Here is a 20313-nt window from a genome sequence, read left to right as displayed (position 1 = left end):
AAGCGAAAAGCGGGAAGCGAGGGACCCGATGCCGGGTCAGCGTCGATAGCCCTTGATGACGTCGTCGATCAGCAGCGTCAGCGAGGTCACGCTGGCGGCGGTGATGTACCAGGCGTCGGCGTCGACGAACACCACGCGGCCGTTCTTCCAGGCATTGGTCTGGCGCAGCAGCGGATTGGCCATGCGCTCGGCGTCCATGACGGGACGGCGCTCCATCACGGCGCTGCGGTCCACCACGTACAGGATGTCGGGGTTGGCTTCCTGGATGAATTCGCTGGATATCGGCTGGCCGTGCAGGCTGGTCTCGACGGCGGTGCTGGCGGGCCGCACGCCCAGGGCGTCGAACACGAAGGCATAGCGCGATTGCACGCCGAACGCGCTGAAGGCGCCGTTGTTGTGCATCACGATCATGGCCTTCTCGGGGCGGCCGGCAGTCACGCGCCGGGCTTCCTCCACCTTGGCGTCCAGTTCGGCGGCCTTTTCCCGCGCCAGCGCTTCCTTGTCGAAGATGCGGCCCAGCGTCAGCAGGTGCTGCTTGACGGTGGCGATGTGGGTGCGCTGGCTGTTCTTGTAGTCCACGTCGAAATGCAGCGTGGGCGCGATCTCGGCAAGCTCCTGATAATGATTGGCCTGGATCGGCGTGATCAGGATCAGGTCGGGCTTGAGCGCGTGCACGCGTTCCAGGTTGGGCTGCACGATGGCGCCCAGGTCCTGCACGTAGGGCGCGTCCTTGTATTTGGACAGGAAGTGCGGCACATAGTCCTTCGTCATGCCGGCGATCGGCACGCCGAGCTGGTCGAGGAAATCGGCCTCGTTCATGTCCAGCACCGCGACCTTGCGCGGCACGTTGGCGACCGTGGTGGTGCCCAGCTGGTGCTTGACCGTGACGGGCGCGGCCAGCGCCTGCGCGGCTTGCGGCGCTTCTGCGGGGTCGTCGCCGCAACCCGCCAGGATGGCCGCCACAACCATTGCCGACGCCGCTGCCCGGCGCTTGATCTTCCAGTACACGCTCATGCTCCAGAGGGGGTGAAGTAATTGCAGAGACGGCCGCTTCCGTTCGGCACGATCTCGAAATCCAGCTCGTACAGCTCGCCCAGCCGTGCTTCGGTCACGACCTCGTCGACCGGGCCGCTGAAACGCAGCGCGCCATGTTTCAGCGCCACGATGTGATCGGAATAGTTGGCGGCGAAGTTGATGTCGTGGATCACCAGGATCACGGTGCGCCCCTGCTCGTCGCACAGGCGGCGCAGCGCGCGCATGATCTGCACCGCGTGCTTCATGTCCAGGTTGTTCAGCGGCTCGTCCAGCAGCAGCACGTCGGTCTGCTGCGCGATGGTCATGGCCAGGAAGGCCATCTGGCGCTGGCCGCCGCTCAGTTCGTCCAGGTAGGACTGGCGCAGCGGCGCCAGGTCCAGGAAGGCGATGGCCTCGTCGATGGCCTTGCGGTCCTGGGCGGTCAGCGCGCCGCGACTGTATGGGAAGCGGCCGAAGGCGACCAGCTCGTCCACCGTCAGGCGCAGGTTGAAGCCGGGCGACTGGCGCAGCGTGGCCACGCGCCTGGCGTAGTCGGCGATGCGGATGGCGCCGGCGTCGCGGCCGTCCAGCAGGATCTGGCCCTGGCTGGGCGCGTGCAACCGCGCCATCAGCATCAGCAGGGTGGACTTGCCGGCGCCGTTGGGGCCGATCAGCGAGGTGACGCGGCCGGCGGGGAATTCGCAGCTGACGTCGGCCAGCACCGTCTTCGCGCCATAGGCTTTGTGGAGATTGCGGACGGCGATCATGAAGTGCCTCGGGCGCGGACCGTCAGCGCCAGGAAATACGCGCCGCACACCAGGTTCACCAGGATGCTGACGGTGGTCTTGTAGTTGAAGACATGCTCGACCAGCAGCTGGGCGGCGAGGAAGATGGCGATCGCGATGGCGCAGCCCAGCGGCAGCACGATCCGGTGCCTGACGCTGCCCGCCAGCGCATAGGCGATGTTGGCGGCGAAGATGCCCATGAAGGCCGTCGGCCCGATCAGGCTGGTCGAAACCGCCACCAGCACGGCGATCAGCGCCAGGTAGCGCCGCACATGGCGCGGATGGTCCACCCCCAGCGACAGGGACTGTTCGCGGCCCAGCGCCAGCACGTCCAGCACCGGCAGCGACTTGCGGCAGGCCAGGCAGACGGCCGCCACGGCCAGCGTCGCATAGAGCAACGTGTCGGGCCGCGCGCGGTTGAACGAGGCGTAGCTCAGTCCCTGGAACACGGCGAATTCGCCCGGGCTGATGCGCAGCTGCACGAACTGCGTGAAGGTGCCGATCACCATCGTCAGCACCAGCCCGACCAGCAGCAGCAGGTACACATCGTCGCGCCCGCCCCGCAGCAGCCAGCGGTGGATGCCCCAGGAGTAAGCCAGCATCAGCAGCAGCGACACGATGAAGCCGCCGCCCGCGCCCAGCGCGGCCTGCGCCTGCGCGCCGGCCAGCAGCAGGAGCAGCGATTGCCACAGCAGGTAGACCGCTTCGTAGCCCATGATGGCGGGCGTCAGGATGCGGTTGTTCACCAGCGTCTGGAACACGATGGCCGACAGCGCCACGCAGACGCCGCCGACGACGATGGCGGCCAGCCGGACCAGCCGCTTCGGGATCACGTAGCCGAAATCCAGGCCCGAACCCGCGAGCACGAACACCGCCGCCAGCGCGGCCACCGCCGCCAGGATCAGCCACGGACGGGAGACGCGCCTCATCGCAGCCCCCGCAGGATCAGTATCAGGAACAGCACGCCGCCCACGCCGCCGGCCGTCAGGCCGATCGGCACTTCGAACGGGTGCATCAGCAGGCGGCCGATGATATCGCAGGCCAGCAGCAGCGAGGCGCCGCCGAGCGCGACGATGGGCAGCGTGCGGCCCAGGTTCTCGCCATGGCGCAGCGCGACCAGATTGGGCACCACCAGCCCGATGAAGGGAATCGCGCCCACCACGATCACGCTGGCGGACACCGTCACCGCCACCAGCACCAGCCCCAGCGCGGCCGTGGCGGCGTAGCCCAGGCCCAGGCTGGCGGCCATTTCCTCGCCCATGCCCAGCACGGTGAAGCGGTGCGCGTACAGATAGGCCAGCGCGACCACGGGCAGCACCAGGTAGAGGATTTCGTAGCGGCCCTGCACCACGCGCGAGAAATCGCCCAGCAACCAGCCCTGCATGCTTTGCAGGATGTTGTGGCGGTAGGCGTAGAACTCGGCGACGGCGCTGAGCACGCTGCCGTACATCAGGCCGACGACGGGCACCAGCACCGTGTTGCGGAACTTGATGCGGCGGATGATGGCGACATAGAGCATGCTGGCCGCGAAGCAGAAGGCCAGCGCGAACAGCATGCGGCTGGCGACGCCGGCGGCCGGCGCCAGCGTCAGCGATACCAGGATGCCGAGCTTGGCGGCGTCCAGTCCGCCCGAGGTGCCGGGCTCGACAAAACGGTTGCGCACGATGTGCTGCAGGATCACGCCGCAGACGGACAGGCCCACGCCGGTCAGCACCAGCGCCGCCAGGCGCGGCAGCCGGCTGGCCGTCAGCGTCAGCCAGGCGTCGCCCGACATCGAGAAAAGCCGCTGCCATTCCATTTGCCGCGCGCCGATCAGCACCGACGCGCAGCTCAATGCGAGCAGCAGCAGGGACAGGCGCAGACGCATCAGGGCCGCGCTCCGTCGGCCGCCGTGATGCGCCAGCCCTTGGCCGCCTGGCGCTGGGCCAGGAACTCGGCATAGCGGCCCCGGCGCTCGCGCAGGTCGGCCGGCGCGCCTTGTTCGACGACGCGGCCATCCTCCAGCACCACGATCTGGTCGGCCATCGCCACGGTGGACAGCTGATGCGCGATCACGACCAGCGTGCAGCGGCCGCGCAGTCGCGCCAGCGTCTCGGCGATGACGTGCTGGTTCTCGGCGTCCAGCGCGGCGGTCGCCTCGTCCACCAGCAGGATGGGAGCATTCTTGAGTAGCGCGCGGGCGATGGCGATGCGCTGGCGCTCGCCGCCCGACAGGCGCGCGCCGCCTTCGCCGACCGGAGTGTCCATGCCTTGCGGCAGGCGCGCGACGATCTCCGTCACGCCGGCCTGGCGCGCGGCTTGCATGAGTTCGGCCTCGGTGGCGTCGGGCTTGCCGACGCGGATGTTGTCGGCGATGCTGCCCGTGAACAGATAGCTGTCCTGGAAGATCTGGCTGAGCTGGCCGGCCAGCTGCGCGCCCGACATCCTGCGCACGTCGACGCCGCCGATCAGCACGCTGCCCTGGCTGGCGTCGAAGAAGCGCGCGATCAGCCGCGCCAGCGTGGTCTTGCCCGACCCCGACGGGCCGATCAGCGCCGTCATGCTGCCCGGCGCGATGCGCAGATCGATGCCGCGCAGCACCTCGGCCGCGTCGGGCGCGTAGCGGAAATGCAGGCCGCGCAGCTCGATGGCGGCGTCGCCCGGCGCCTGGGGCGTGTCCGTCTCGGGCAGCGGCTGGACGGCGAACAATTCGCGGATCGCGTCGAGCTGTCCGCGCGCGCCGCGCAGCGCGTCGCCGTAGCCGGCCACTTCCAGCAGCGGATCGATGTAGCGCCCCACCAGCAGCAGGGCGACGATGGCGCCGATCACGTCGGGCGTCGCCAGGGCGCCGCCCAGGCTGCCGTTCAGCCACACGGCCGCCGCGACCAGCAGCGCGGCGAACACGGCCTGGATCGCCCACACGTTCAGCACCGCCGCCAGCGAGGACAGGAAGATCAGCCGCGTCGCCGATTGCCGTTGCCGGTCCACCGCCTGCTCCAGGAAGCGCATGCCGCCGCCTTCGCCATTGAAGGCGCGCAGCACCGACTGCGCCTGCGAAAACTCCACCATGCGCTGGCTGGCGCCGGCGTAGCGTTCATGGAACGCGCCGTCCGCGCGCCGCGCCAGCCGCCCGGTCAGGAACAGCACGCCGGCCAGCAGCGGCAGGCCCGCCAGCGCGATCAGCCCCAGCTGCCAGTGCAGGGCGAACAGGGCGCCGACGATGACGAAGGGCGTCACCAGGCCGCCGATCACCGGTGTGAACACATGCGCGGGCAGTTGGGCCACGGCCATCGTGCCTTGCGTGACGATATGGGACAGGCGCGCCGTGTTCTGCGGCGTGAACCAGCCCACCGGCAGGCTGGCCACATGGTCGCCCAGGCGGTGGCGCGCGGTTTGCAGCACCGTGGTGCCGACGCGCACGCCTGCCTGTTCGACCCGGCGGCGCCAGGCCCAGCAGGCGATCACGCCGGCCAGCAGCACGGCCAGCCAGCGCGCGGCGCCGCCCAGGTCGCCGGCCAGCAGCCGCGAGAGCAGCGGCGCCAGTGCGGTGATGGTCAGGCCGCAGAGCAGCCCATGGGCCACGGCCATCCAGGCGTAGCGGCGGAAGACGGGCGCGTCTTCGCCCAGCAGTTGCAGGAAGGTTTTCAGCATGAGAATTCCGGGAGATGCGCGGACGCTTCGTAGCCGCCCATGGCCCAGAGGCGCGCGTAGCGGCCCTGTTGCGCCAGCAGTTGCGCATGCGTGCCGTGTTCGGCGATGACGCCGCCGTCCAGCACCAGGATGCGGTCGGCGTGCATCACGGTGTCGAGCCGGTGCGCGATCACCAGCAGCGTGCGGCCCTGCGCGAAGCGCGACAGGGCGTCCTGGATCGCGACTTCATTGCCGGCGTCGGCGGCGGCCGTGGCCTCGTCCAGCACCAGCACGGGCGGATCCAGCAGCACGGCGCGGGCGATGCTCACGCGCTGGCGTTCGCCGCCCGACAGCAGGGCGTCTTCGCCGATCACGGAGTCGTAGCCGCGCGGCAGCGCCAGGATGCGTTCGTGGATGTTGGCGGTGCGCGCGGCGTCCTCGATCTGCGCCTGGCTGGCCGAGGGCCGGCCCAGCGCGATGTTGTCGCGCACGCTGGCGTGGATCAGGCGCACGTCCTGCAGCACGAAGCCGATGCGGCGGTACAGCGCCGTGCTGTCGAGCTGCCGCAGGTCGGCGCCGCCCAGCGTGATGCGGCCGCTGGTGGGGTCGAAGAAGCGCAGCAGCAGCCGCGCCAGCGTGGATTTGCCGGCGCCCGACGGGCCGACGACGGCGGTGACCGTGCCGGGCGCGAGCGTGAAGCTGAGGTTCGACAGGGCCTGATGCTCCGGGCCGTAGGCGTAGCTGACGTCCTCGAAGCGGATTTCCTGGCCGTCGGGCAGTCGCCGTTGGCCGGGCGCGGGGACGTCCAGCGTGGGCGTTTGCAGCAGCGCCTGCACGCGCTGGGCCGCGCCGGCCGCGCCGCCCAGGTCATGCAGCAGCGTGTGCAGCAGCAGCATTGGCGCGCAGATGCCCGGCGCGACCAGCGCGAAGGGCAGCACGTCCAGCGGCGTCATCCAGCCCAGATGCGCGTACAGCAGGCCGAACGCCAGCACCAGGCCCAGCACCGTCACCGGCGCGATCATCGCGTGGGCATGGGCCATGGTGCCCACCAGCGGGCGCGCGAAGGCGGCGAAGGCGCGGGCGAAGCCGTCGACCGCCTCGCGATAGCCGCCATGCGCGCGGCCAGTGTCGCCGAAGGCCTTGACCACGGGTATGCCGTTGACGAACTCGACCGTGGCGCTGTTGATGCGGCCGAGCCGTTCCACGAATTCCTGCATGTGCGCGCCGCTGGCCTTCATGGCGCGGCGCAGGAACAGGAAGAAGCCCGGAAACGGCAGCAGCGCGACGATGGCCAGGCGCCAGTCCATGGCGAACAGATAGGCGGCCGACGCCACGATGGCGCCCGCCGCGCGTCCCACGGCGGTGTAGAAGTGCGCGGTCAGGCTGTGCAGGGTGGCGATGTCGTCCTGCAGCACCTGCTTGACCTCGCCCGAGGCGCGCTGCGTGAACCAGCCCAGGGGCACCTGGGACAGCCGCCGCGCGGCGGCCAGGCGCAAATGATGGGTGAGGCGGTTGTCGGCCAGGTGGGCGGCCAACTCGCCGGCCAGGATCAGCACCATGCCCGCGAACAGGCTGATCACGCTGGCGATGACCAGCGTCCAGATGTCGCCGCTGGCGCCGCCCAGGGCGATCTGCGCGATCCGGACCATGCCCGCCAGCGGCGCCAGCGTCAGCGCGGTGCCGGTCGCGGCCAGCGCCGCCGCCAGCATCAGGCGGGCGCGGATGGGCGCCAGGGCCCAGCGGATCGGGGAGGGAGGTTTTGGGCCGGCCGCGGCCGCGTCACGAGCGCTCATGGAACAGGGGCATCCAGGAATACGGAATTGGCGGGTTTCCCGCCCGGTCGCCCCCCGGAGGTTGGAGTGGGATCGTCATGGAAACGCAGACGTAAATGAGAATCTGAACTAATCAGATGAATTAGTTTACGAATACTAAACTAATTCGGCCAGCGAAGTAAACTCCCTGTTCAGAGGCTGGCGCGGCAGACCCCGGGTTGCCGCCCATCACACGGAGACTCCATGCCCCCCGACACCCCGCCCGCGGCTCGCGGACGCCCGCGCACCATCACGCGTGAACGGATCGCCGACGCCGGCATCGCCGTCGGCCTGCCGAACGTGAGTTTCGTCAATGTCGCCGCCGCGCTGGGGGTGAGCCACATGGCGCTGTACAAGCGGGTGGACAGCCTGGAGGCGCTCAAGCTGATGGTGGCCGAGGAGATCTTCACCCGCTGGCCGGTGCCGCACGCCGGCGCCGATACCCATCCCGAACTGAGGGACTACCTGGTCGCGCTGGTCATCTCGCTGCGCGACATGGTCAAGACGCATCCCGGTCTGGCGCCGTATCTGCTGCGCCCCTCGGTCACGACCCAGCCCATGATGGCCAAGATCCACGGCCACCAGAGCGAGGTCGCGCGCGTCTATGGCGTGTCGCCGGATCAGGCGCGCGTGCTGCTGGCGACGGTGGCGTTCCACTGCATCGCCGTGGCCGACACGGTGTATTCGGTGGCTGGGGAAGAGCCCGCCGCCAGGCCGGACCGCGCCACCGAGGAGGCCCAGGTCGAGGCCGAGTTCGCCCAGGGCATGTACGCGCTCATCGTCGGCGCGCTGGCCGTGCTGGAGCAGCGCGAGCCGTTCGACCCGGCGCTGTTCCAGGCGCGGCAATAGGCCCGACGCAATGAAAAACGCCGCCAGGATCGCTCCTGGCGGCGTTTCGAGGTCGCTGCGGGACGGCTCAGTCCTGGCGGCTGGTCACTTCGACCAGGTGGTAGCCGAACTGCGTCTTGACCGGGCCCTGGACCTCGCCGACCGGGGCGCTGAACACCACGGCGTCGAATTCCTTGACCATCTCGCCACGGCCGAAGGTGCCCAGGTTGCCGCCGTCGCGGCTGGACGGGCAGCTGGAGTTTTCCTTCGCCACCTGGGCGAAGTCGGCGCCGTTCTCGATGGCGGTCTTCAGTTCGTTGGCCTTGGCTTCGGTCGAGACCAGGATGTGGCGGGCGGCGGCTTTTGCCATGAGAGGCTCCTTGCGGGAAATCGGTTGGGGTGGGGAGAGTAACGCATTTGGGCGGACCCGGCGCCCAGCCATCATAGACGGCGCGCGTTGCCTCAGTGGTTTCCAGTGGTCAAAAAAAGGGACGCCGGCAAAGGCCGGCGTCCCGATGCATGCGGTGGGCGCCGTCATCGGCGCCGTGGGGCTAGCGCACCGGCCAGCCGTAAATCAGGCCGCCGTCGCGATACGAGGCGTTCAGGCCGCGCGGCAGCTTCAGCGGGCTGCTCTCGCCCAGGTTCTTCTCGTAGCTTTCGCCGTAGTTGCCGATGCGCTTGATGACGTTGTAGGCCCACTTGTCATCCACGCCCAGGTTCTTGCCCATGCCCGGCGTCACGCCCAGCAGGCGTTGCACGTTGGGGTTGGTGCTTTTCAGCATCTCGTCCACGTTCTTGGAGGTGATGCCGTATTCCTCGGCTTCCATCATGGCGTACATGGTCCAGCGCACGGTGTTGAACCACTGCTCGTCGCCCTGGCGCACCATCGGGCCGAGCGGTTCCTTGGAGAAGTTCTCGGGCAGGATCACGTACTGATCGGGATTGGCCAGCGTGCTGCGCGCGGCGGCCAGTTGGGATTTGTCGCCGGTGAAGGCGTCGCAGCGGCCCACGGCGAACGAGCGGATGATCTCGTCCAGGCGCTCGACCACGACGGGCTTGAACGCGATGCCTTGCGAGCGGAACCAGTCGGCCAGGTTCAGCTCGGTGGTGGTGCCGGGCTGCACGCAGACCGTGGCGCCGTCCAGCTCCTTGGCGCTTTTGACGTTCAGGGACTTGTTCACCATGATGCCTTGGCTGTCGTAGTAGTTCACGCCCACGCCGATCAGGCCCAGCGTGGTGTCGCGCGTCAGCGAGAGCGTGGTGTTGCGGGTCAGCACGTCCACTTCGCCGGACTGCAGGGCGGTGAAGCGCTGCAGCGCGCTGATCGACAGGATCTTGGCCTTGGACGCATCGCCGAACAGGGTGATGGCGATCGCGCGGCACAGGTCCACGTCCAGGCCGACCCAGTCGCCCTTGCTGTCGTTGGCCGACAGGCCCGACACGCCGGTGGACACGCCGCACTGGACGAAGCCCTTGTTCTTGATGCTGTCGAACGTCGCGCCGGCGTGGGCGCTCCAGGACGAAACGAACAGCGCGGCGCCCGCCGCGGCAAGTTTCAGTGCTTTCATGGTGTCTCCGTACTGCAGGGATATGTCTGTTTTCGCGTCAGCCGGGAGGCTGAAGTGCGGCGAATGGTAGCGACGGGTCCTGGAGGGGAGTATCGGGGAATTCCCTTTAAGTCCAAGGAGCGGAATTTACGGGGCGGGCGCGATCGCTAGCGCGCGGCATCGTGCTCGATGAAGGCGTCAGCAGCTACATGGAATCGTTGCACCAGGGCGGCAATCTGCCGGGTATTGAACGTCCTGCGTCCTGCCAGGATCTCGGAGATCACGCTTTGACTACCGACTTCGGGCAGGTCGGACTGAGTGAGCCCATGCTGATCCATCAGGAAGCGCAGCACCTCACGGGGCGATGAGACCGGGATGGCGTAGTGGTCGGCCTCGTACTCATGCACTGCCGCCGTCAACAGATCCAGCAGATCGGCCAGCGGATGCGAGGCGTCTTCGCGCGCGGGCGTGTCGCGGGTTTCGTCCAGAATGGCTTCAATCAACGCCAAGGCGCGGCGGTGATCTGCTTCGCTACGGATCGCGCCTACGCCCGCCACCGTGCGGAATGCGTCATAACTGCGGGCCAATTCGGCCAGATGGGGGATTACGGCTGCCATGAGTCGTACTCCTTGTGCGTAAAGACATGCTTGATGAAGACGGTTTGCGACCGGAACATGATGTCGGCAACGATGCGGTACTTGTTGCCCCCGACGTTGAAAACAACGTATCCATTAACCCAGTCGACGGTGTTGAACACCCTCTTCAGCATCGAGAAATCGGCGGCCCGGGCATGCATCAGTGTGGTATGCCAATGGGCCAGCGCATTGGCGGATCCGGGGTGATATGCCCAGAACTCGCGCAATGCTTGCTTGGAGATGATGTGCATAGGCATGAATATCGCAAATTCAAATAAAAATTGCAATTACAGATAATGATAGGTGTGGCCCGACCATCCCTCAGCGTGGGTTGGAACGCCCTGTCATCGGGGGCGATGTTGAGGCTGATGCCATCACGATGTTGCGCTGCTGAGCAACTGCACTGTACCGATCGCGTATCGCAGAGGGCAGGTTTGATCTGCATGTGCAAGCCCACACTCCGTTCCGCGTGTTCAAGCAAGGCCAGGGTCAGGTCGGTTGGCTGGTAGCCGTCCCGCGACCGCTCGAAACGTCGTTGCTGCAAACCACGCTCAATGCGCTGACCACCAATATTCCTGCTGGCTGGGGGCTGGTGCCTGACAACATGACGCTGGACCTGAACATTGTCTTTGCGGAACCATGGTTCAGCAAAGGGGAGCCGCGCGCCAAGGGTCAAAAAACTCTTGGACACCTCGCCAAGAGCCTGTGGGGCGTTTTCTCGAAGAAAGCGACCCCTGGCGCTCTGCTGGCGCGTCGCGCTCTACGGCCCGCTAAACGCGCCTGGAAGACTGTGCACTTTTACGACCCTAGTCCTTGAAAGCGACCAGATAGTAGCACTACAATTAGCACTATTAATAGGTCAAGGAAAAGATCATGTCGCATCTTATTTTGGCGGAAATCACCGCGAGCGTGTCAGAACTCAAGAAGAATCCGATGGGTACTGTCGCCGCAGGCGAAGGCTTCCCGGTTGCCATCCTGAACCGGAATGCCCCAGCGTTTTACTGCGTGCCGGCGAAGGCGTATGAAGCGCTGATGGAGCGGCTTGAAGATATGGAATTGAACGCCCTGGCCGACGCGCGGCAAGGTCAGGCCGTTGTTAAGGTCAAGCTCGATGAGCTTTGATCTCGGGTTCCTCGACGAGGCGCTCAAGGAATGGCGCAAGCTCGACCGCAACACGCGGGAGCAATTCAAGGCCAAACTGGCCGAGCGCCTGACCAACCCGCGCGTACCGGCCGCCAAGCTCGGCGGCCACAAGGACCGCTACAAGATCAAGCTGCGCAGCGCCGGTTATCGCCTGGTGTATGAGGTGCGCGACCGTGAGCTGATCGTCGTGGTGGTCGCAGTCGGCAAACGCGAGCGCAATGCCGTTTACACGGCGGCAGCCAAGCGACAGGCCCTCGGGGATGGATGAGGAACTGAATTATTCGTGGCGTCATCGGCGCGTCCCGTCCCGAGTGCTCGGAGATTGTTTTCGATGAGGTAGAGGCTGCACGCATTGCTCATGCGGCCAACTCGCTGCATCAACAAGTTAACGCTGGCATGCTTGCGGCGGTCGATTTCGAAAGCGAGACGCGGCCTCCACGTGACCAACATTGGTCGCCATCGCAGATCGTTTAGGCTGCGCAAGCCGGGAGCCGATGAGTAATGATTTCTACTTGAGATGGAGTCCGATCTTCATCGAAGAGGACGACTACCTGACGCAGCGGGCGGCTGATCGCGTGCTGGCTCACAATGAGCTGGGCGTCAGGCTTTGAGATTGGCCAGGGGCGGACGACTAAAGCGGAACGCCGTGCGGAACCAATGCGGAACAGCACCACATAGCGTATATGGGTTAGTGCTGTAAGTGCTTGATTTATAAGTGGTGCCCGAGGCCGGAATCGAACCGGCACGCCTTGCGGCGGGGGATTTTGAGTCCCCTGCGTCTACCAATTTCACCACTCGGGCAGGAGGGTCGCGAGCGCGTCGGGGTTGGCAAAATGCTTTGGCACCATGCCTGGGCTGATGCCCGAAAGACGGCTGCGGGAGAAGCGAAGACCGCGATTATATGCGGCCTGGGAAAAATTGTCAGGCGGCGGCCCCGGGGTAGGGCGCCGTTGGCGGCTCGCCGACTAGCAAGCCTTGCCGGTAGCGGTAAGGCGCCGGACGGTTGTGCCGTCCGGCCAGCGCCCGCCTATTTCTTCTCGGGCAGGAACCAGTTCATCACCAGCGCGCAGATGCCGCCGGTGGCCACGCCCGATTCCAGCACGCTCTTCACCGCGTGCGGCAGGTGCGACAGGATTTCCGGCACTTGCGACACGCCCAGGCCCAGGGCCAGCGACACGGCGATGATGAGCAGGGCGCGGCGGTCCAGGCGGATGCCGGCCAGGATGTTGATGCCCGACGCGGCCACGGCGCCGAACATCACCATGGCGGCGCCGCCCAGCACGGGCTCGGGCACGGCCTGCAGCACGCCGGCCACGGCCGGGAACAGGCCCAGCAGCACCAGCATGCCGGCGATCCACAGGCCGACGTGGCGGCTGGCGATGCCGGTGAGCTGGATGACGCCGTTGTTCTGCGCGAACACCGAGCTGGGGAAGGTGTTGAAGACGCCGGCCAGCAGCGAGTTGGCGCCGTTGACCAGCACGCCGCCCTTGATGCGCTGCATCCACAGCGGGCCTTCCACGGGCTGCTTGGACACCTTGCTGGTGGCGGTCACGTCGCCGATGGCTTCGAGCGAGGTGACCAGGTAGATGATCAGCATGGGCACGAACAGCGACCACGAGAAGCCCAGGCCGAAGTGCAGCGGCGTGGGCACCTGGAACAGCGCGGCTTCGCGCGCGCCGGTGAAGTCCAGGCGGCCCATCCAGGCGGCGGCCAGGTAGCCGACGGCCAGCGCGATCACCAGCGCCGTGCTGCGCACCCAGACCACGGGCACCCGGTTCAGCAGGATGATGGTGCCCAGCACCAGGCCGGACAGCGTCAGGTTCTCGGCGCTGGCGAAGGTGCCGTTGGCCATGGCGCCGAAGCCGCCGCCCATGCTGACCAGGCCGACCTTGATCAGCGTCAGGCCGATCAGCAGCACCACGATGCCGGTGACCAGCGGCGTGATCAGGCGCTTGACGAAGGGCAGGATGCGCGAGACGCCCATTTCCACGAAGGATCCGGCGATGACCACGCCGAAGATCGTGGCCATGACGGCCTCGACCGGCGTGCCCTGCTTGACCATCAGGGAGCCGCCGGCGATCAGCGGGCCGACGAAGTTGAAGCTGGTGCCCTGCACGATCAGCAGCCCCGCGCCCAGCGGGCCGAAGCGCTTGCATTGCACATAGGTGGCGATGCCGGAGATGACCAGCGACATGGACACGATCAGCGTGGTGTCGCGGCTGGACACGCCCAGCGCCTGGCAGATCAGCAGGCCGGGGGTGACGATGGGCACCAGGATCGCCAGCAGGTGTTGCAGGGCGGCGAGGAAGGCGACGGGGGCGGCGGGACGGTCGTCGGGGCCGTAGACCAGGTCGTGGCTGGGGGCGTCGGCGTCGTGCGCGTCGTGGGGGGCGGGTTGGGTCAGGGAGGCGGGTTGCATGGCGGATGGGCCGGCCAGGGACGGGGGGATGGGAAGAAAGTGCGGGATTTTAGCGGGGAAGCCCCCGCCGCGTGACCCCGCTGTCGCGGCGCGTGGACGGGCGGTCGGTCGGGGACGGGCCGCTTGCTAGAATCCCTTGCCGCCAACCCAGGGCCGGCCAGGGCGCGCAACCGCGCCCGCCGGACCGCCACGCCATGCAAAAAAGAGCTAAACGGATCGTCATCACGATCGTGCTGATCGTCGCGATCCTGCCCATGTTCCTGCTGTTCTGGCTGATGTCGGGCGATGACGAGAACTTCGCCACCATCGACCATGGGCAGTCCTATGGCAATAGCATCTACAAGCGCTACCAGGATGCCGTCTATGCCGCCGTGCCCAGCAACGGCTACTACCGCATCGACGCGGCGGACCCGGCGAGCTTCCAGGCCTTCGACACCGGCGCCTTCGACGGCAGGCAGGCCGGCCGGGACCAGCGCCACGTTTACTGCGGCAATCTGATCCTGCCGGACTTGCGGCCGGCATCGGCGCGCTACCTGGGCAACAGCTACTTCAGCGACGGCGCGGCCACGTACTTCTGTTCGATGCACAGCAGGCTCAACCGGGAGCTGGAGCTGCTGGACGAGTTCTGGCAGAAGATCCTGCACCGGGCCGGCGCGGGGCCCAAGCCGCAGACCTACCTGTATCCCTACGTGGCCCTGCCGGCCAGCGCCCGGCCCTATCGGCCGCTGCTGGACCGCGACCTGGCCACCGACGGCGCGCGCGCGTTCTATCGGGGCCTGGAGATGCCCCAGGCGAACCCCGCCACGCTCCGGCGCGTGCCGGCGGGCCGGGATGGCGACGTGCGGCCCAGCGATGATTTCTTCGCCGATGGGAGCCGCGTCTATTTCCACGAGCAGCCGCTGCCGCTGTCGGACGATCCCGCGCTGCACGCCTTCATGGTGGGCGACCTGTACCGGCAGCCCTATCTGCGCGACCCGCGCGACGGCATGGTGTACGTGGGCGCGCAGCCCTTCGACGCCGCGCATGCGCCGTACCGGCTGATCAACGAGAAAGGCCGGCACGTCTACCAGGCGCTGTTCGCCAGCAAGGACGGCCTGTATTTCTACAACACGCAGACGCGGCAGCTGGAACGGGCGGGCGACGATCCTTTCGCCTCGGGGGCGTATGCCGAGCTGTCGCCCTACGTCTATTCGGACGGCGCGCAGACGCTGTTCCTGCGGGCGGAGGAAGTCTGGGCCCGTTCCACCCGAGGCGGCGGTGGCGGGCTGGTGTCGCGCTCCACTCTGGTCAACCGGCTGCGGGACGCGCCGGACGGCGCGTGGGTCAAGCGCGGCGTCGTGTATCACAACTTCGGCACGGTCTGGCAGAAGGGCGGCACGCTCTACTACTTCGACGAGATGGGGCCATCGCAGCTTATCTCCAACCCGATCTACCAGATCCTGGACCCCGTCGCGGCGGACTTCCTCTTGCGCTCGCAAGAGACGCGGCAGATCACGGCCGACGATATCCGCAAGCTGATCCGCGGCGGCAAGCTGGCGGTGCCGCAGTACGAGACCGTGCTGGAGGCCAAGACGCGCTACCGCAAGATCTTCTCGATTTTCTAGGTTGATTCAACGCCATGAACGCGACCATCGTCCTGTTCCTGATCGTCCTGCTGGTGCTGTGCATCGGCGGCCCGCTGGCGGGCCTGGCCGCGGTCAAGCGCGCCCATGCCTTTCGCATCGAGGATGGCCACCTGGTGGCGGGCCGCGTCGTCAGCCGGCGCTATCCGCTGGGCGACATCGAGCGGGTGGTGTTCTCGGCGCAAGGGTCGGAACGGGCCGGCTACGTCGGCGCCTTCGTCGTCCAGACCCGGCACGCCGGCAGCAGCGGGGAATACATCTTCAGCGTCGACAACATCCGCTTCCGCCGCGCGCCCAAGGCGGAGCTGGAGGCCAGCATCGAGACGCTGCGGCGGCAGCTGACGGACACGGGCATCGCCAGCGAGTATCGCGGCTGACCCGAGTCGCGAGCCGGCGGGCGAGGCTCGCCGACCCGCCGCGTGTGCTGGTTGGAGCGGATCAGCCGCCCGCCCTTGAAAGCCCGCGATTGGCCCCCACATCGGTAGGGTTTCCCGGATGACGCGCAGCCTTGCGGATCCGGTCCGAATATTCCGTCCCTAAATTTCCAACGCATACGCCTATACCCATGAGCCAAACCGCCACGCCGTCCGCGTCCGAAACCCTGGGCTTCCAGGCCGAGGTGAAGCAACTGCTGCACCTGATGATCCATTCGCTGTACAGCAACAAGGAAATCTTCCTGCGCGAGCTGGTGTCGAACGCCTCGGACGCCTGCGACAAGCTGCGCTTCGAAGCCATCGACCAGCCGTCCCTGCTGGAAGGCGACAGCGAGCTGGCCATCACGGTGCGCTACGACAAGGACGCCCGCAGCATCACCATCTCGGACAACGGCATCGGCCTGTCGCGCGAGGAAGCCGTGGCCAACCTGGGCACCATCGCCCGTTCCGGCACGCGCGAATTCTTCTCGCAGCTGACCGGCGACAAACAGAAGGACGCCCAGCTCATCGGCCAGTTCGGCGTGGGCTTCTATTCTTCGTTCATCGTGGCCGACAAGGTCACCGTGGTCAGCCGTCGCGCCGGCGCCAGCGACGCGATCCAGTGGGAATCCGACGGCCAGGGCGAATTCACCATCGCCGCCGCCGAAAAGGCCAGCCGCGGCACTGACGTCACGCTGCACCTGCGCGCCGACGAGGACGAGCTGCTCAACGGCTGGAAGCTGCGCGAGATCCTGCGCCGCTATTCCGACCACATCTCGCTGCCGATCCGCATGCAGAAGGAAGAGTGGGATCAGGAAAAGGGCGAGCAGGTCAAGACCGATGAACTGGAAACGGTGAACCAGGCCAACGCGCTGTGGGCTCGCAACAAGTCCGACGTGACCGAGGAGCAGTACCGCGAGTTCTACAAGACCGTCTCGCACGACTACGACGACCCGCTGGCCTGGACCCACAACCGCGTCGAAGGCCGCAGCGAATACACCCAGCTGCTGTACGTGCCCAAGCACGCGCCCATGGATCTGTGGGACCGCGACGGCCGCCGTGGCGTGAAGCTGTACGTCAAGCGCGTCTTCATCATGGATGACGCAGACCAGCTGCTGCCCTCGTACCTGCGCTTCGTGCGCGGGGTGATCGACTCGGCCGATCTGCCGCTGAACGTGTCGCGCGAGATCCTGCAGGAAAGCCGCGACGTGCGCGCCATCCGCGAAGGCTCGGCCAAGCGCATCCTGTCGCTGCTGGAAGACCTGGCCGAGAACCGCCAGGACGACTACGCCGCGTTCTGGGCCGAGTTCGGCCAGGTGCTGAAGGAAGGCGCCGGCGAGGATCAGGCCAACCAGGAGCGCATCGCCAAGCTGATGCGCTTCGCCTCGACCCACAGCGGCGACCAGGCGCAGACCGTGTCCTTCGCCGACTACGTGGCGCGCATGAAGGAAGGCCAGGACAAGATCTACTACGTCACCGCCGACACCTTTGCCGCCGCTAGCAACAGCCCGCACCTGGAGATCTTCCGCAAGAAGGGCATCGAGGTGCTGCTGCTGTCCGACCGCGTTGACGAGTGGATGCTGTCGTACCTGCGCGAGTTCGACGGCAAGTCGCTGGTCTCGGTGGCCAAGGGCGGCCTGGACTTGGCCGAGCTGGCCGACGAGGAAGAAAAGAAGCACCAGGCGGAAGTGGCCGAGGACTTCAAGCCGCTGGTCGAGCGCCTGCAGAAGACGCTGGAAGACCAGGTCAAGGAAGTGCGCGTGACGCTGCGCCTGGTGGATTCCCCCGCCTGCGTGGTGGTGGGCCAGAACGAACTCAGCCCGCATCTGCTGCGCATGCTCAAGGCCGCCGGCCAGGAAGCGCCCAACGTCAAGCCGGTGCTGGAGATCAACCCCGAGCACCCGCTGCTGGCCCGCATCCGCGCGGCTCAGGACGACGAGTTCGACCAGTGGGCACGCCTGTTGCTGGACCAGGCGCTGCTGGCCGAAGGCGCCCAGATCGCCGACCCGGCGGCCTTCGTCAAGCGCTTGAATGCCTTGCTGCTGAAGTAAGCGAGGCGTGGGGTAAAGAAGGGGGCGTCTTGCGGGACGCCCTTGTTCTTGTGTATGGCGTCTCTAAATATGGAAGGCGATTTGCGTGTCATGTAAGCAAGTATGTTTTTCTTGCTTGTAAGCGGTCATGTTGAAAATTTACGATATGCTGTCCCAACCGATGTTCCAAAGGATGGGATGTGACGGCGGTTTTATACTTCGCGCACTCTACTGCAGATGCCAGCCAGGCTGATTGGCAATCCTTGCCGGATCATCTGAAGGGTGTCGGTGCTCTCGCCAAGGAATATGCCGATGTATTTGGCGGGGGGGCCTGCGCTGAAGTCCAGGGCTGGCTGCATGATCTGGGTAAATATACCGAGGCGTTTCAAAAGAGGTTGAAAGGCGCCGCGCAGCGTGTGGATCATTCCACCTGGGGCGCCCGAATAGCGGTGCAGCAATATCCTCGCTACGGGCATCTGCTGGCGTATGGCATAGCCGGTCACCACGCGGGGCTTGCCAACGGCGATGGCGACGGCGAGCGTACGTCCTTGCGACAGCGGCTTGATCCTGCATTCGAATTGCCTTTGCTCGATTCTGCCTGGAAGCAAGACATCACGCTGCCAGTTGCGCAGGCGTTGCCACTCCCACCCCTGAAAGTCCACAGTCGCGAGCGCGCGAATTTTCAGCTGGCTTTTCTGTCCCGCATGCTGTTTTCTTGCCTGGTGGATGCCGATTTTCTAGACACCGAGCGCTTTTACCTGCGTACCGAGGGGCGTCCCGATCATCGCAATGCCGATGACAGTCCGCCCGATCTGGCGCAATTGCGGGCGCAGTTGAATCTGCATCTGGCGGGGCTGCCCAGGAACGGGGGAGTCAACCCCATTCGTGCGTGGATTCTTCAGCATGTGTGCGCACAGGCGGAATTGGAGCCGGGGCTATTTTCATTGACCGTGCCCACGGGGGGCGGAAAGACGCTGGCTTCACTGGCTTTCGCGCTCGATCATGCCATCCGTCATGGATTGCGCCGGGTGATTTTCGTGATCCCGTTCACCAGCATCGTTGAACAGAACGCCGCCGTATTTCGCAAGGCACTGGGTCCGCTAGGCGAGAAAGCCGTGCTCGAACATCACAGCGCCTTCGTCCAGCCCGAGCCGCCCAGCGGCGATCCGGAGCGATATCAGGCGCAGAAAAAACTGCAACTGGCCATGGAGAACTGGGACGCGCCCATTGTCGTCACCACCGCCGTGCAGTTTTTCGAAAGCCTGTTCGCCGCCAAGCCGTCGCAATGCCGCAAGCTGCATCGGATTGCGGGCAGCGTGGTGGTGCTGGATGAAGCCCAGACCATGCCTCTGAAGCTGTTGCGGCCCTGTGTCGCGGCCATCGATGAGCTGGCGCGCAATTATCGGGCGAGCGTGGTGCTGTGCACGGCGACACAGCCGGCGTTGACCGCGCCCGCGTTCGAGGGTGGTCTTGCGGAAGTGAGGGAATTGGCGCCAGACCCTGAACAGTTGTTCAAGCAGCTCGAACGCGTGCGCGTGCGGCATCTTGGGGCGCTGGATGATGAGGCGCTGGCTGAACACATGCGCTCGCGCGACCAGGTGCTGTGCATTGTCAATAACCGCCGCCATGCGCGGGCTGTCTACCAAGCCATGGCCGATTTGCCAGGCGCGCGCCACCTGACGACGCTGATGTGCGCCAGGCACCGGAGCGAGGTGTTGGCCGAGGTGCGGCAACTGCTCAAGGATGGAAAGCCCTGCCGCCTGGTGTCGACAAGTCTTATCGAGGCCGGCGTGGACGTGGACTTTCCCACGGTGCTGCGGGCCGAGGCGGGCCTGGACTCTATTGCCCAGGCGGCTGGTCGTTGTAATCGGGAAGGGCGGAGCGAGCGCGAGAGTAGCGAAGTGTTGGTCTTTCTGCCTGAAAATCCGGATTGGGCGCCGCCGCCCGAGCTTAGGCAATACGCGCAATCGGCTCGCGAGGTGCTCAGGCAGTTTGAAGCAGATCCACTGTGCCCCCAGGCGATCGAGCGTTATTTTTCGCTGCTCTACTGGCAAAAAGGGGGGCAGGCATTGGATAGGGCCAGTCTACTGAAGCGTCTGGCGGAAAGCCGGCTCGATAGCTTGCCCATGGAGGTGCTGGCAGCAGAATTCCGCATGATCGACAGCGTGCAATTACCCATCATTGTGTCGTACGACGATGAGGCAAATGCCGCTTTGAAAGCGCTGGAGTTTGCCGACGGCAGCGTGGGGTTGTCCAGACGCCTGCAGCCCTATTTGGTACAGCTTCCCAGGAACGGATTCGATGCGCTGTACAAGGCGGGCGCTATTGCTCCCGTGAATCCAAAGAAATGGGGAGAGCAATTCATGCAATTGGTCCATCACGGTCTGTATGACCCGCGCTATGGAGTCAATTTCGACGAACCGGCGTTGATTCAGGCGAATCAGCTGTGTTGGTGAA

At 66.2% G+C, this 20313-nt stretch carries 19 protein-coding genes and 1 tRNA gene; 8 read left to right on the top strand and 12 right to left on the bottom strand.

Annotation, left to right across the window (positions count from 1 at the left end; translation table 11 throughout):
• Nucleotides 1–36: 36 nt before the first annotated feature.
• From C2U31_RS01490 to C2U31_RS01465, 6 genes are read right to left on the bottom strand one after another with little or no spacing between them, the layout of a single operon-like run.
• The gene (locus C2U31_RS01490) at nucleotides 37–1014 is read right to left on the bottom strand and encodes a siderophore ABC transporter substrate-binding protein (protein ID WP_103271244.1); all 978 of its coding nucleotides are present in this window, start codon (nucleotides 1012–1014) and stop codon (nucleotides 37–39) included.
• Nucleotides 1011–1781, bottom strand: coding sequence for an ABC transporter ATP-binding protein (locus tag C2U31_RS01485; protein WP_103271243.1), 771 nt, complete (start codon nucleotides 1779–1781; stop codon nucleotides 1011–1013). The genes C2U31_RS01490 and C2U31_RS01485 overlap by 4 nt, the downstream gene beginning before the upstream one ends.
• A complete protein-coding gene (locus C2U31_RS01480; protein ID WP_103271242.1) occupies nucleotides 1778–2728 on the bottom strand; it encodes an iron chelate uptake ABC transporter family permease subunit in 951 nt (316 codons plus the stop codon). The genes C2U31_RS01485 and C2U31_RS01480 overlap by 4 nt, the downstream gene beginning before the upstream one ends.
• A complete protein-coding gene (locus tag C2U31_RS01475) occupies nucleotides 2725–3666 on the bottom strand; it encodes an ABC transporter permease (protein WP_103271241.1) in 942 nt (313 codons plus the stop codon). Before C2U31_RS01475 ends, C2U31_RS01480 begins: the two co-directional genes overlap by 4 nt.
• Entirely contained in the window at nucleotides 3666–5429 is a 1764-nt protein-coding gene (locus tag C2U31_RS01470; RefSeq protein ID WP_103271240.1) for an ABC transporter ATP-binding protein, read from the bottom strand. The genes C2U31_RS01475 and C2U31_RS01470 overlap by 1 nt, the downstream gene beginning before the upstream one ends.
• Complete coding sequence (locus C2U31_RS01465) at nucleotides 5423–7201, bottom strand: ABC transporter ATP-binding protein (protein WP_103271239.1); 1779 nt, start codon at nucleotides 7199–7201, stop codon at nucleotides 5423–5425. The genes C2U31_RS01470 and C2U31_RS01465 overlap by 7 nt, the downstream gene beginning before the upstream one ends.
• A 222-nt stretch (nucleotides 7202–7423) precedes the next feature.
• On the opposite strand from C2U31_RS01465, the gene C2U31_RS01460 reads away from it, so the two are divergent.
• Nucleotides 7424–8068: a TetR/AcrR family transcriptional regulator gene (locus tag C2U31_RS01460; RefSeq protein ID WP_103271238.1), complete on the top strand. Its 645-nt coding sequence runs from the start codon at nucleotides 7424–7426 to the stop codon at nucleotides 8066–8068.
• 67 nt (nucleotides 8069–8135) lie between these two features.
• Here the strand turns inward: C2U31_RS01460 and C2U31_RS01455 are convergent, their stop codons facing one another.
• The 4 genes from C2U31_RS01455 to C2U31_RS01440 form a co-directional block, all read right to left on the bottom strand.
• The gene (locus tag C2U31_RS01455; RefSeq protein WP_103271237.1) at nucleotides 8136–8417 is read right to left on the bottom strand and encodes a peptidylprolyl isomerase; all 282 of its coding nucleotides are present in this window, start codon (nucleotides 8415–8417) and stop codon (nucleotides 8136–8138) included.
• Between the two features lie 181 nt (nucleotides 8418–8598).
• Nucleotides 8599–9615: an amino acid ABC transporter substrate-binding protein gene (locus C2U31_RS01450; protein ID WP_103271236.1), complete on the bottom strand. Its 1017-nt coding sequence runs from the start codon at nucleotides 9613–9615 to the stop codon at nucleotides 8599–8601.
• Between the two features lie 146 nt (nucleotides 9616–9761).
• The gene (locus tag C2U31_RS01445) at nucleotides 9762–10211 is read right to left on the bottom strand and encodes a type II toxin-antitoxin system HigA family antitoxin (RefSeq protein ID WP_103271235.1); all 450 of its coding nucleotides are present in this window, start codon (nucleotides 10209–10211) and stop codon (nucleotides 9762–9764) included.
• Nucleotides 10199–10480, bottom strand: coding sequence for a type II toxin-antitoxin system HigB family toxin (locus C2U31_RS01440; protein ID WP_103271234.1), 282 nt, complete (start codon nucleotides 10478–10480; stop codon nucleotides 10199–10201). Before C2U31_RS01440 ends, C2U31_RS01445 begins: the two co-directional genes overlap by 13 nt.
• A 194-nt stretch (nucleotides 10481–10674) precedes the next feature.
• On the opposite strand from C2U31_RS01440, the gene C2U31_RS31180 reads away from it, so the two are divergent.
• From C2U31_RS31180 to C2U31_RS01430, 3 genes are read left to right on the top strand one after another with little or no spacing between them, the layout of a single operon-like run.
• A complete protein-coding gene (locus C2U31_RS31180; RefSeq protein ID WP_158658286.1) occupies nucleotides 10675–11046 on the top strand; it encodes a hypothetical protein in 372 nt (123 codons plus the stop codon).
• 56 nt (nucleotides 11047–11102) lie between these two features.
• On the top strand, nucleotides 11103–11351 hold the full coding sequence (locus C2U31_RS01435) for a type II toxin-antitoxin system Phd/YefM family antitoxin (RefSeq protein ID WP_103271233.1): 249 nt from the start codon (nucleotides 11103–11105) through the stop codon (nucleotides 11349–11351).
• A complete protein-coding gene (locus C2U31_RS01430) occupies nucleotides 11341–11640 on the top strand; it encodes a type II toxin-antitoxin system RelE/ParE family toxin (protein ID WP_103271232.1) in 300 nt (99 codons plus the stop codon). The genes C2U31_RS01435 and C2U31_RS01430 overlap by 11 nt, the downstream gene beginning before the upstream one ends.
• A 448-nt stretch (nucleotides 11641–12088) precedes the next feature.
• Here the strand turns inward: C2U31_RS01430 and C2U31_RS01425 are convergent.
• Together C2U31_RS01425 and C2U31_RS01420 are read right to left on the bottom strand one after the other, a co-directional pair.
• Nucleotides 12089–12173, bottom strand: a tRNA-Leu gene (locus C2U31_RS01425).
• A gap of 226 nt (nucleotides 12174–12399) precedes the next feature.
• The gene (locus C2U31_RS01420) at nucleotides 12400–13791 is read right to left on the bottom strand and encodes a uracil-xanthine permease family protein (protein WP_103271231.1); all 1392 of its coding nucleotides are present in this window, start codon (nucleotides 13789–13791) and stop codon (nucleotides 12400–12402) included.
• Nucleotides 13792–13985: 194 nt separating this feature from the next.
• Between C2U31_RS01420 and C2U31_RS01415 the strand changes: the two genes are divergently transcribed.
• The 4 genes from C2U31_RS01415 to C2U31_RS01400 all read left to right on the top strand — a co-directional run bounded on the left by C2U31_RS01415 (nucleotide 13986) and on the right by C2U31_RS01400 (nucleotide 20312).
• Complete coding sequence (locus tag C2U31_RS01415) at nucleotides 13986–15395, top strand: DKNYY domain-containing protein (RefSeq protein WP_103271230.1); 1410 nt, start codon at nucleotides 13986–13988, stop codon at nucleotides 15393–15395.
• 14 nt (nucleotides 15396–15409) lie between these two features.
• Nucleotides 15410–15790, top strand: coding sequence for a hypothetical protein (locus tag C2U31_RS01410; RefSeq protein ID WP_103271229.1), 381 nt, complete (start codon nucleotides 15410–15412; stop codon nucleotides 15788–15790).
• A 188-nt stretch (nucleotides 15791–15978) separates the two neighbouring features.
• Nucleotides 15979–17877, top strand: a complete 1899-nt coding sequence (gene htpG / locus C2U31_RS01405) for a molecular chaperone HtpG (RefSeq protein ID WP_103271228.1) — start codon at nucleotides 15979–15981, stop codon at nucleotides 17875–17877.
• 179 nt (nucleotides 17878–18056) lie between these two features.
• Nucleotides 18057–20312 (top strand): CRISPR-associated helicase/endonuclease Cas3, encoded by a 2256-nt coding sequence (locus tag C2U31_RS01400; protein WP_103271227.1) that lies wholly within the window; start codon nucleotides 18057–18059, stop codon nucleotides 20310–20312.
• Nucleotide 20313: the final 1 nt, after the last annotated feature.

It is taken from the genome of Achromobacter sp. AONIH1, from assembly GCF_002902905.1.
In the GTDB taxonomy this organism is placed as follows: Bacteria; Pseudomonadota; Gammaproteobacteria; order Burkholderiales; family Burkholderiaceae_B; genus Achromobacter.
This window is presented reverse-complemented; position numbering and strand designations above follow the sequence as displayed.